Source organism: Cupriavidus sp. 22TCCZM04-2 (assembly GCF_057798895.1).
This window is the reverse complement of the sequence record NZ_JBYOJS010000004.1, coordinates 17,485-29,793: the sequence shown is the minus strand read 5'-3', so window position 1 is coordinate 29,793 and position 12,309 is coordinate 17,485. Positions and strand designations below refer to the sequence as shown.

7 protein-coding genes are annotated in these 12,309 nt (G+C 66.8%); 1 reads left to right on the top strand and 6 read right to left on the bottom strand.

The window, feature by feature from the left end; translation table 11 throughout:
- Positions 1-24: 24 nt before the first annotated feature.
- The 3 genes from AC3FKG_RS08025 to AC3FKG_RS08015 all read right to left on the bottom strand — a co-directional run bounded on the left by AC3FKG_RS08025 (position 25) and on the right by AC3FKG_RS08015 (position 3,107).
- Positions 25-1,185 (bottom strand): ABC transporter substrate-binding protein, encoded by a 1,161-nt coding sequence (locus tag AC3FKG_RS08025; RefSeq protein ID WP_488742817.1) that lies wholly within the window; start codon positions 1,183-1,185, stop codon positions 25-27.
- Positions 1,186-1,242: 57 nt separating this feature from the next.
- Positions 1,243-2,505 (bottom strand): flavin-dependent oxidoreductase, encoded by a 1,263-nt coding sequence (locus tag AC3FKG_RS08020; protein WP_483710532.1) that lies wholly within the window; start codon positions 2,503-2,505, stop codon positions 1,243-1,245.
- A 149-nt stretch (positions 2,506-2,654) separates the two neighbouring features.
- Positions 2,655-3,107, bottom strand: a complete 453-nt coding sequence (locus tag AC3FKG_RS08015) for a PACE efflux transporter (RefSeq protein ID WP_483710533.1) — start codon at positions 3,105-3,107, stop codon at positions 2,655-2,657.
- 104 nt (positions 3,108-3,211) lie between these two features.
- Between AC3FKG_RS08015 and AC3FKG_RS08010 the strand changes: the two genes are divergently transcribed.
- Complete coding sequence (locus tag AC3FKG_RS08010) at positions 3,212-4,138, top strand: LysR family transcriptional regulator (RefSeq protein WP_488742816.1); 927 nt, start codon at positions 3,212-3,214, stop codon at positions 4,136-4,138.
- Between the two features lie 248 nt (positions 4,139-4,386).
- Here AC3FKG_RS08010 and AC3FKG_RS08005 read toward each other — a convergent pair whose 3' ends face one another.
- Genes AC3FKG_RS08005 through AC3FKG_RS07995 form a run of 3 tightly spaced genes read right to left on the bottom strand, consistent with a single transcriptional unit; the run spans position 4,387 to position 12,307 of the window.
- A complete protein-coding gene (locus AC3FKG_RS08005) occupies positions 4,387-5,850 on the bottom strand; it encodes an efflux transporter outer membrane subunit (RefSeq protein WP_483711455.1) in 1,464 nt (487 codons plus the stop codon).
- Positions 5,851-5,858: 8 nt separating this feature from the next.
- Positions 5,859-9,170 (bottom strand): efflux RND transporter permease subunit, encoded by a 3,312-nt coding sequence (locus AC3FKG_RS08000; RefSeq protein WP_483710535.1) that lies wholly within the window; start codon positions 9,168-9,170, stop codon positions 5,859-5,861.
- Complete coding sequence (locus AC3FKG_RS07995) at positions 9,167-12,307, bottom strand: MdtB/MuxB family multidrug efflux RND transporter permease subunit (protein WP_488742815.1); 3,141 nt, start codon at positions 12,305-12,307, stop codon at positions 9,167-9,169. The genes AC3FKG_RS08000 and AC3FKG_RS07995 overlap by 4 nt, the downstream gene beginning before the upstream one ends.
- Between the last annotated feature and the right edge of the window lie 2 nt (positions 12,308-12,309).

Sequence of the window (12,309 nt, the reverse complement as noted above, 5' to 3'; positions counted from 1 at the left end):
CTGGGGCGTCTGACGGTTCAGGGCTCATTTGAGCAGCTTCCAGTTGCCGTTCTCGATTATCAGCATAACGCGCCCACGCTGGTCGAAGCCATAGTGGTCTTGCGCACTGTAGTTAAGTACCCCGTGCGACACCACGATGTCGCGCTCGGTCTCCAGCGCCTTGCGCAGAGCCTGGCGGAATTCCGGCGTGCCCGGCTTGCCGGATTTGAGCGCGACCGGAACGATCCGCTGCAGCACCAGCCCGGCGTCATAGGCATGCGCGCCGAACTGCGTGCGGCTTTCGGCGCCGTACTGCTTTTCATAGCGGCCGACATAGTCCAGCCCCGGCTGCCGTACCGGATTGCCGGCTTGCAGCTGCTCCGGCACGATCACCGGCCCGGCCGGCAGGATGGCGCCATTGACCGCGCGGCCGCCGATGCGGATCAGGTCCCTGGTGGCCGCGCCGTGGGTGTGATAGACCGGGCCGTTGTAGCCGCGCTCGCGCAGCGTGGTGTGCGGCAGCGCCGCACCGGTGCCGGCGCCGGCAATCATGATGGCGTCCGGCCTGGCGGCGATCAGCTTGATGGCCTGGGCTGTCACGCTGGTATCGGCCCGGCCGTAGCGCTCGGTGGCGATCAGGCGGATGCCGGCCGCGTTCGCGGCCGTGGTGAAGTCCTTGAGCCAGGTCTCGCCATAGGCGTCGGCAAAGCCGATGAAGGCCATGGTCTTTACGCCATTGGCCTTTGCCGTGGCGGCCAGCGCCTCCGCCATCAGGCGCACCGGCTGGGCCAGCCGGAAGGTCCAGGCGCCGCGCCCGGGTTTCAGTTCGATCGGCGAGAACGCGAGTTGCACGGTCTGGCTTTCATCGGCCACTTCCGCAATGGCGATCGATGGCGCCACCGCCGACGAGCCGAGGATGATGTCGACCTTGTCCTCCGTGACGAAGCGCCGCGCCACCTTGGTGCCCTGCGTGGGGTCCGATGCATCGTCGAGCACCACGTAGCGGATCGCTTCGCCGCCGATGCGTTCCGGCAGGTAGGCCATGCTGTTCTTCTGCGGAATGCCCAGCGACGCCGATGGCCCGGTCGTCGACAGGCTCACGCCGACGGTCACGTCGGCCATCGCCACGCCGGCCGCGCCGGACAGGGCCGCGGCGGCAGCGAAGTGGATCAGCAGGGGAAGGATGCGCGGGCGCAGGGGCGTCATGGTGGTTGTCTCCTCTCGTTGTTATGGGTTGTGAGTCGCTTGTCCGTTGTCCGGCCTTCAGCGCCGGGCCGCTTGCAGCGACTGCGGGTCGAAACCTGCCAACTGCTTGTAGCGCAGCGCGATCGCCTCCAGCTCGGCGCGCGCAATCACCTGCTCGATATCGGCAAAGCCCTGCGGCGCACGTTCTTCGGCCAGTTGCATGACCTGCTCCGGACCGTTCATGCGATTGCGCAGCACGATGCCGGCGGTGCGCGGCAGCCGCTCGGCCTCGTACTCGCGCAGCGCATAGGCCATGTCGCGCGTGCCGAGCAGGCTCTGGAGCAGGTACTGCGCATCGAGGATCGCCTGGGCGCTGCCGTTCGAGCCGATCGGATACATCGGGTGCGCGGCATCGCCGAGCAGCGTGACGCGGTCGAAGGTCCAGCGCGGCAGCGGGTCCTTGTCGACCATCGGGAATTCGTAGATGGCGGCGGCGCCGTCGATCAGCGCGGGAATGTCGATCCAGTCCCACTGCCAGCCGGCGAACGCGTCGCGGAACACCGACTTGTCGACCTGGCGGTTCCAGTCGCTGCGCGGCGGCGTGTCGGAGACATCGCCTGGAACGCGCAGCTCGGCGATCCAGTTGATCAGCGAGCGTCCCTGCCGGCGCAGCGGCTCGGAGATCGGATACGCGACGAACTTCTGGTCCTGGTGTCCCGCCATGAACATCGAGCGGCCGTCGAGATAAGGCGGCGCTTCGGTGACGGCGCGCCATAGCATGCGGCGCGAAAAGCGCGGCGCGTCGCCGCTCGGGTAGAACTGCCGGCGCACCGCCGAATGGATGCCGTCCGCGCCGACCAGGATGTCGGCGCTGGCTTGCACCTCGGCCTGGTCGTGCCGGCGCCGCAGGCTGAAGCGCACCGGCTCGCCGGCGTGCGTACCGGTGCTCAATACCGACTCGAACGCATGGCCGGTATGCACGCGGTCCGCGCCGAGGCGTTCGACGGCGGTGCGGTGCAGCAGCATCTGGAACTCGCCGCGATGGATCGAGAACTGTGGCCATTCATAGCCGGCGGCAAGGCCGCGCGGCTCATGCCAGATGCGCTGGCCGAACTTGTTGAAATAGGACAGCGACGAGGTCTCGACCGCCATCGCGGCCAGCCCGTCGCGCAGGCCCAGCGCGCACAGGATGCGCACCGCGTGCGGCAGCAGGTTGATGCCTACGCCCAGCGGGCGCAGGGTTTCGCTGGCCTCCCAGACTTCAGTCTCGATGCCTTGCTGGTGGCACAGCAGCGCCAGCGTCAGTCCGCCGATGCCGCCGCCGGCGATTGCGATCTTCATGTGGTCTCCGCGTCATGGCGCGACAGCGGGACCATGCAAAAAGGCGCCTAGTCCGGTCGGCTCGAATTTCGTTATGGAGTATAACTATTCGATCCGGCCGGACAAGGCGCCTCGGCGTCGGGGAATACCCGCGTGACGCGGGCGCGATGTCAGCCCAGCGCGGCGCCGCTTTCCCGCTTGTCGGCCTTGAGCGACGGCACCGGAAAGACGATGTCGTACAGCCAGTTGTAGATCAGCGCATAGATCATATAGAAGCCGGCCACGGCAATGTCCATGATCAGCGCGTCGACCAGGCTGATATCGAGGTACCAGGCCACCGACGGCAGGAACACCACCAGCAGGCCAAGCTCGAACAGCACGGCATGCAGCACGCGTACAAAGACCGGCTTGCGCAGCTGCCCGGTGAACCGCAGCATGGCCTTGTCGAAGAGCACGTTGTAGACGTAATTCCAGACCGCCGCGATCAGCGACGCGACCGCGCCGATCAACCCCATCTGGTGCAGCTCGTAGCCGAACACCACGCTGGCAAGCGGCGCGAACGCCAGCAAGCCGATGACTTCGAAGCCGACGGCGTGGCGGATCCGGTCACGGGTGTTGCGCATGGGCTCTCCTGCAGAATGTTCGATGGCATGGAGTCTATCTGCTTTGATGGGGGTGCCAAGTTAGGTAGTATCGCTAAAACAGATACATCGCCAATTTATCCGCCATGTCCCTTTCCCTTGAGCAGCTCCAGGCCTTTGCGGCAGCGGCCGAGACAGGTTCCTTCTCCGCTGCAGCGCGTCGGCTGGGCAAGGCTCAGTCGGTGATCAGCACGGCGGTGGCGAATCTCGAGATCGATATTGGCAATGCGCTGTTCGACCGTTCCGGCCGCTATCCGGTGCTGACCCCGGCCGGCGAACGGCTGCTGGTCGAGGCGCGCGTGATCCTGGAGCGCTGCGAGCATTTCCGTGGCGTGGCCATGAGCCTTGGCGAGGGCGTGGAGACGCGGCTGGTCCTGGCGGTGGACGAGTTGTATCCCGAAGAGACGCTCGGCATGCTGCTTGAGGAATTTTCCGGTCGCTTTCCCGCAGTCGAGCTGGAGTTGCTGTTTCCCTTGATGGAGGACGTCAGCCGGCTGGTGATTGAAGGCGGCGCGGATCTGGGCATCATGTGGCGGCAGGAGATTTTGCCGCCCGCGCTGGGTTTCCATGCATTGGGCTGGGTGCCGATGAAGATCCTGTGCGCGCCGGACCATCCGCTTGCGGGCGGCCAGCGTGTCGACTGGGAAGAATTGAAGCGCTACCGTCAGCTCATGGTCGCGACGCGCACTGACAGCGAGGAAAAGATGCGACTGCGCGTGGCATCGGACGTCTGGTGGGTCGAGAGCCAGTGGGTGATTGTCGAATTGGTCAAACGGGGGCTTGGATGGGCGTTCGTGCCATGGCACGTTGTGGCCAATTCACCTGCGGCGGCGCAGCTCGTATCGCCGCCGCTGGCGTTCCAGGAGCAGGACTGGCCAGTGGCGCTGGAACTGGTGTGGCAGAAGCAGCGCCCGCCTGGCAAGGCGGCGCGGTGGTTACGGGAGAGGATATGTGGGCAGGCATTGCCGCGGCCAAAGAATCCGGACTCCGACACGCGCGCAGCGCAGCCGTAGGCGTCCAACCGATGACGCGGTTAGCAGGGGCCACCAAGTAATCCGGGTTTGCTCTTCCGACGCCTCTATCCTGATCATCTACGCGGCAGGCAGTGTGGCTATGCCCTGTACCGTCAGTATCCATTGAGCCGTTCGTCGACCACGAAGACGCGCATTTGCCTACTTTTGTCGCTCGGACAAAAGTAGGTCGCCGGCTACGCCGGCGAAACAGCCACGCCAGCCAAGGGCGACACCTCGTCAAATCACATTCACCTCTGCCCGACAGTAGCAGCCGCGCCACCGCCCAATTCCTCCTGATGCCACCCACCCCCCAACGCCTTGATCAACACTACGCTAGCCGTGTACTGCCGGCCCATCAGCGTCAGCGCCGTGCGCTCGGCCGTATAAGCCGTGGTCTGGGCGACGAGCACATCAAGCAGGCTGGCCGTACCAGCCCGATAGCGGTTGTTAACCAGCGCCAGCGCATCGCGCGCCGCCCGCACCGCGTCGTTCTGCACCACCGATTCCTGTTCGAGCAGCCGCTGCGCGGCGAGGTTGTCCTCGACTTCCTGGAACGCCCCCAACACGGTCTGCCGGTAATTGGCAACGGTCTGGTCATAGGCGGCCACGGCCTGCGCCTTGGCCGCGCTACGCAGGCCGCCATCGAACAGCGTGCCGGCCAGCCCCGCGCCGATTGACCAGACGCGGTCCGGCAGGGATATCCACCGCGCCAGCGTGCTGGCCGTCAGCCCACCGCTGGCCGACAGCGACAGCGTCGGGTAATAAGCGGCCTGCGCTACGCCGATCTGCGCGTTGGCGGACGCCATGCGACGCTCCGCTGCGCCAATGTCGGGACGCCGCTCAAGCAGTTGCGAAGGTACCGCCGCCGGCACGCGTGGCGGCGCGCTGGCGAGATCTGCCTGGCCGAGTGTCAGGTCCGAAGGGGGCTTGCCCACCAGCACCGCAATCGCATGCTCAAGCTGCGCACGCGTGATCTGGATATCGAGCTGCTGCGCTTGCGCGCTCTTGAGCTGCGTTTCGGACTGCAGTACGTCGGAACGCTGCGCGGTGCCAGCCTTGTACTGGTTCTGCACGAGCTGCAGCGACTTCGCATAGTCGGCCACGGTTCGGTCCAGCAGCGCCCGTTGTGCATCGGCAATGCGCAGCAGGAAGTAGCTCTGCGCCAGCGTCGCCTGCGTCGACAGCAGGGTCGAGGCCAGGTCCGCCTGGCTGGCCTGCGCGGTCGCTTCGCTGCTTTCCACCTGCCGCCGCACGCGGCCCCAGACGTCCAGTTCCCAGGTCGCGCCCAGCGTCGCACTCTGACCATTGAGCGTGTTGCCGCTCGCGCCGCGCGCGCGCGAGACGCCCGCCTGTGCATCCACGGTCGGGAAGAAGCCCGCCCGCGCGGCCTGCAGCGAGGCCAGCGCCTGTCGGTACTGCGCCTCCGCGGCCTTGATGTTCTGGTTCGAGATCTGCACCTGCGACATCAGCGCATCGAGCTGGCTGTCGCCGAACACCTGCCACCACTGTGGCCGCGCGTGGGCGTCCTGCGGCTCGGCGGTCTTCCACTCGCCGGTCCAGGCTTCGGCGTCGGCAGGCGCTTCCTTGAACGCGGTCGAGACCGGCGCATCGGGCCGCTTGTAGTCGGGACCCACGGCGCAGCCGGCGAGCAGCAGCGCGCAGGCCAGCGGCACGGGTGCGCCACGGGTGAGGAGGCGGGAGAGGGAGTTCATCATCGTCTTCATGATTCAGTGCCGGTCGCGGGCGCGGCATCGCGCGGACCGCCGCGGCGGCGTTCACGCCAGGCCTTCGCTTTCAGGCGCCAGCGGTCCAGCGTCAGGTAGACCACCGGCGTGGTGTACAGGGTCAGCAACTGGCTCACCACCAGTCCGCCAACGATCGAGATGCCCAGCGGCGCGCGCAGCTCGGCGCCGTCGCCGCGGCCGATGGCCAGCGGCACCGCGCCCAGCAGCGCGGCCATGGTGGTCATCAGGATCGGGCGGAAACGCAGCAGGCAGGCGCGGTGGATGGCATCGCGCGGCGACAGGCCGTTGCGCCGCTCGGCATCGATGGCGAAGTCGATCATCATGATCGCGTTCTTCTTCACGATGCCGATCAGCAGGATCACGCCGATCAGCGCGATGATGCTGAACTCCGTCTGGAACGCCAGCAGCGCCAGCAGCGCCCCCACGCCCGCCGATGGCAGCGTCGACAGGATCGTCAGCGGGTGGACATAGCTTTCATACAGGATGCCAAGAACGATGTAGATCGTGATGATGGCCGCCAGGATCAGGACCGGCTGGCTCTTGAGCGAGTCCTGGAACGCCTTGGCGCCGCCCTGGAAGTTGGCCTGCAGCGTCTCGGGCGCGCCGATCTGGGCCATGGCGCGCTTGACCGCATCGGTGGCCTGCGACAGCGAGAACCCTTCGGCCAGGTTGAACGAGATCGTCGACGCGGCGAACTGCCCCTGGTGGTTCACGCCCAGCGGCGTGCTGGTCGGCATGACCGTGGCGAACGCCGACAGCGGCACGCGGCGGCCGTTGCCCGTGACCACGTAGATGTCGTTCAGCGCGTGCGGCCCCTGCAAGTATTCCTGGCTCAGTTCCATGACCACGCGGTACTGGTTGAGCGGGTTGTAGATGGTCGACACCAGCCGCTGGCCAAACGCGTCGTTGAGCACCGCATCGACCTGCTGCGCCGTGACGCCGAGGCGCGACGCGGCATCGCGGTCGATGATGACCGAGGTCTGCAGGCCCTTGTCGTTGGTGTCGGTGTCGACGTCCTCGATGCCCTTGATGTTCGAGATCGCCGCGCGCACCTTCGGCTCCCAGTCGCGCAGCACCTGCAGGTCGTCCGACTGCAGCGTGAACTGGTACTGCGAGCTGCTCTGCCGGCCGCCGACGCGGATGTCCTGCACGGGCGTGAGAAACAGGCTTGCCCCGGGCTCCTTGGCCAGCTTGATGCGCAGCCGCGCAATGATGGCATCGGCGCTTTCCTTGCGCTGCGACAGCGGCTTGAGCGTGACGAACATCTGCCCGGTGTTGCGCTGCGAGCCGCCGGTGAAGCCGGTGACGTTTTCCACGGCCGGGTCGGACTGGACGATGCGGATGAAGTTGTCCAGTTTCGGCTGCATGGCCTGGAACGAGGTGGCCTGGTCGGCGCGGATGAAGCCGATCAGGCGGCCCGTGTCCTGCTGCGGGAAAAAGCCCTTGGGCACGATCACGTACAGCCAGACATTGAGCGCCACCGTGGCCAGCAGCACCAGCCACACCACCGCGCTGTAGCGCAGCGCCACGGCCAGCGTGCGCGCATAGCCGTCATGCAGCCAGCGGAACACGCGTTCGCTGGCGCGGAAGAAGCGGCCTTGTTCTTGCTCGGGCACCGCAGGGCGCAGCAGTCGCGCGCACATCATCGGCGTGGTGGTCAGCGACACCACCAGCGACACCAGGATGGACACCGACAGCGTGATGGCGAATTCCTGGAACAGGCGCCCGACGATGCCGCCCATCATCAGCAGCGGAATGAACACCGCGATCAGCGACAGGCTCATCGACAGCACCGTGAAGCCGACCTCGCGCGCGCCGCGCAGCGCGGCCGCCAGCGGCTTCATGCCTTCCTCGATATGGCGCGAGATGTTTTCGAGCACCACGATGGCGTCGTCCACCACGAAGCCGGTGGCAATGGTCAGCGCCATCAATGACAGGTTGTTCAGCGAGAATCCGGCCAGGTACATCACCGAGAACGTGCCGATCAGCGATACCGGCACGGCCACGCTGGGGATGAACGTCGCGCGCACATTGCGCAGGAACAGGAACACCACCATGATCACCAGCGCCACCGAGATCATCAGCGTGTGCTCGACCTCGCGCAGCGACGCGCGGATGGTCGGCGTGCGGTCCATCATCACGTCCATCGCGATGGCCCCGGGGATCATCTTCTGCAGCTTGGGCAGCATGTCGCGCACGCGGTCGACGGTCTCGATGATGTTCGCGCCCGGCGAGCGGTTGAGCACCAGCAGCACCGACGGCTTGCCGTTGGCGGAGCCCGCGTTGCGGATATCCTGCACCGAATCGACCACGCTCGCCACGTCCTGCAGGCGCACCGGCACGGCGAAGGCGTTGGGCCCCTTGGTGGCGTTGTTGCCGCCGGTGGCGCCGCTGGTCACGGTGGTGGTGCCGCTGCTGGTGGTGATCGTGGTCACGGTCACGCCGTTGACCACCTTGGTGCTCACGCCGCCCATGGCCGCGGCGTTGGCGGTGCTGGCGATCAGCGCGCCGGCCGACGCCGACGAGAACGTGCCTGGCGTGGCGTAGCGGATCACGAGCGGCATGTAGTCACTCGCCTTCATCGCCTGGTCGTTGGCGTACACCTGCCAGTTGCTCGAGCGGTTCTCCAGCGTGCCCAGCGGCCGGTTGGCATTGGTCGCGCTGATGGTATTGCGCACGTCCTCGAGCGAGATGCCGTACTTGTTCAGCGCGGTCGGGTTCAGTTCCACGCGCACCGCCGGCAACGACGAGCCGCCGATGGTCACCTGGCCCACGCCTTCCACCTGCGACAGCTTTTGCGAAAGGATCGTCGACGCCGCGTCATAGAGCTGGCCGCGCGTCATGGTCGGCGAGGTCAGCGCGATGATCATGATCGGCGCGTCGGCCGGGTTCACCTTGCGGTAGGTCGGGTTGTTCGGCAGGCTGGTCGGCAGCGTGGCGCGCGACGCATTGATGGCCGCCTGCACGTCGCGCGCGGCGCCGTCGATATCGCGCGACAGGTCGAACTGCAGCGTCACGCGGGTCGAGCCGAGCGAGCTGCTGGAGGTAATCTCCGTCACGCCGGCAATGGTGCCCAGCGCACGCTCCAGTGGCGTGGCCACCGTGGCGGCCATGGTCTCGGGGCTCGCGCCCGGCAGCGAGGCCGATACCGAGATGGTTGGGAAGTCCACTTGCGGCAGCGGCGACACCGGCAGCAGGCGCAGCGCCGCCAGCCCCGCCAGCAGGATGCCGATGGTGAGCAGCGCCGTGGCGACCGGCCGGTGGATGAACGTGGCGGACAGGTTCATCGCGGCCCCGCTGCCGACGGATCGCCTTCATCCGGGCCGCCTTCTTCCGGGTCGCCGAAGCGGCGCTTGCGCCAGTCCTTGAGGCGATAGGCCACGCGGTCGAAGGCCAGGTAGATCACCGGCGTGGTGAACAGCGTCAGCACCTGGCTCACCAGCAGGCCGCCGACCATGGTCACGCCGAGAGGCCGGCGCAGTTCCGAGCCGATGCCGGTGCCGAGCATCATCGGCAGCGCGGCCAGCAGCGCGGCCATGGTAGTCATCAGGATCGGACGGAAACGCAGCAGGCAGGCCTGGAAGATGGCGTCGCGCGGCGCCATGCCGGCTTCGCGCTCGGCCTCGAGCGCGAAGTCGATCATCATGATGGCGTTTTTCTTGACGATGCCGATCAGCAGGATGATGCCGATGATCGCGATGATGCCCAGGTCCTGCCCCGCGAGCAGCAGCGCCAGCAGCGCGCCCACGCCCGCCGACGGCAGCGTCGACAGGATGGTCACCGGGTGGATGGTGCTTTCATACAGCACGCCCAGCACGATATACATCGTCACCACCGCGGCCAGGATCAGCCACAGCGTGTTCGACAGCGACGCGCGGAACGCCAGCGCGGCGCCCTGGAACTCGGTCTGCATCGAGATCGGCAGGCCAAGTTCCTGCTCCACCTTGCTGATCTTGTCGACCGCGGCGCCCAGCGATTCGCCCGGTGCCAGGTTGAACGAGATGGTCGCCGCCGGGAACTGTCCCTGGTGGTTGACCACGAGCGGCCCCGTGCGTTCGCTGATGCGCGCGAACGCGCCCAGCGGCACCTGTCCGCCGGACGAGGAAGGCAGGCGCAGTTCCGCGAGCGACTGCGGGTCCTTGCGGAATTCGGGCATGGTCTCCAGCACCACGCGGTACTGGCTCGACTGCGTGAAGATGGTCGACACCAGCCGCTGGCCGAAGGCGCTGTACAGCGCGCTGTCGATCACTGCCGTGGTGATGCCGAAACGCGCCGCGGCGTCGCGGTCGATATCCACATAGGCGCGCAGGCCGTTGTTCTGCTGGTCGCTGACCACATCGCGCAGTTCGGGCTCCTGGCGCAGGCGCTCGACCAGGCGCGGCACCCACGTCGACAGGTTCTGCGGATCGGGATCCTCCACCGTGAACTGGTATTGCGTGCGCGACACGCGGTCTTCGATCGTCAGGTCCTGCACCGGCTGCGTGTACAGCGAAATGCCGCCAAGCCTTTCCACCGCGTGCTGCAGCCGCTGCGAGACCACGCCGATCGATTCGCGCTCGCCCTTGGGCTTCAGGTTGATCAGCATGCGCCCGGCGTTGAGCGTGGTGTTGGAGCCGTCGACGCCGATGAAGGAAGACACGCTGGCCACGGCCGGGTCTTCCGCCACCACCTTGGCCGCCGCCTGCTGCTTGAGCCCCATGGCCTGGAACGACGTGGTTTGCGCGGCTTCCGTAATGCCCTGGATCAGGCCGGTGTCCTGCACCGGGAAGAAGCCCTTGGGCACGAGCATGTACAGCAGCACGGTCAGCACCAGCGTGGCGATGGCCACCACCAGCGTGGCCTTCTGGCGGTCGAGCACCCATTCGAGCGCAATGCCGTAGCGGTGGATCACGTTATCGAAGAAGCGCCCGGTGGCCTTGTGGAAGCGCGATTGCTGTGCCTCCGGCACGTGGCGCAGCAGCCGCGCGCACATCATCGGCGTGAGCGTCAGCGAGACCACGGCGGAGATCAGGATCGATACCGCCAGCGTAATGGCGAATTCGCGGAACAGGCGGCCGACCACATCGCCCATGAACAGCAACGGAATCAGCACGGCCACCAGCGAGAACGTCAGCGAGATGATGGTGAAGCCGATCTGCTTCGAGCCTTTCAGCGCCGCTTCCATCGGGGAATCGCCTTCCTCGATGTAGCGCATGATGTTCTCGATCATGACGATGGCGTCATCGACCACGAAGCCGGTGGCGATGGTCAGCGCCATCAGCGTCAGGTTGTTGATCGAGAAGCCGGCCATGTACATCACGCCGAACGTGCCGACCAGCGACAGCGGCACGGCCACGCCGGGGATGATGGTGGCCGAGACGTTGCGCAGGAACACGAAGATGACCATCACCACCAGGGCAATGGCCAGGAACAGCTCGAACTGGACGTCATGCACCGACGCGCGGATGGTGGTGGTGCGGTCCGTCATCAGCTGCACATGCACCGACGCCGGCAGCGCGGTACGCAGCTGTGGCAGCAGCGTCTTGATGCGGTCCACCACCTCGATCACATTGGCGCCGGGCTGCCGCTGGATGTTGAGGATGATGGCCGGGTTGCCGCCGGCCCATGCGGCCAGGCGGCTGTTCTCGGGCCCGTCGACGATATCGGCCACGTCGGTGATGCGGATCGGCGCGCCGTTCTGGTAGGCGATGATGATCTGCTTGTACTCGTCGGCCGAGCGCAGCTGGTCGTTGGCGTCGATGGTCGAGGCGCGCGCCGGCCCGTCGAAGCTGCCCTTGGCGCCGTTCACGTTGGCCGCGCCGATGGCTGTGCGCAGGTCGTCGATGGACATGCCTAGCGACGCCAGCGCGGTCGGGTTGGCCTGGATGCGCACCGCGGGGCGCTGGCCGCCGCTGATGGTGACCAGGCCCACGCCCTGGATCTGCGAGATCTTGGCCGCCACGCGCGTGTCGACCATGTCCTGCAGCTTGGGCAGCGGCAGCGTGTCGGAGGTCATGGCAATGGTCATGATCGGCGCGTCGGCCGGGTTGACCTTGCTGTAGACCGGCGGCATCGGCAGGTCGGACGGCAGCAGGTTGCTGCCGGCGTTAATGGCCGCCTGTACCTCCTGCTCGGCCACGTCGAGCGGCAGCGTCAGCTCGAACTGCAGCGTGATCACCGATGCGCCGCCCGACGAGGACGACGACATCTGCTTGAGCCCCGGCATCTGCCCGAACTGGCGTTCGAGCGGCGCGGTGATCGACGAGGTCATCACGTCGGGGCTCGCGCCCGGATAAAGCGTGGTGACCTGGATGGTGGGGTAGTCCACCTCGGGCAGCGCGGACAGCGGCAGCAGCCGGTAGGCCACCAGCCCGGAGAGCAGGATGGCCAGCATCAGCAGCGCCGTGGCTACCGGGCGCTCGATGAAGAGGCGTGACGGGTTCATGC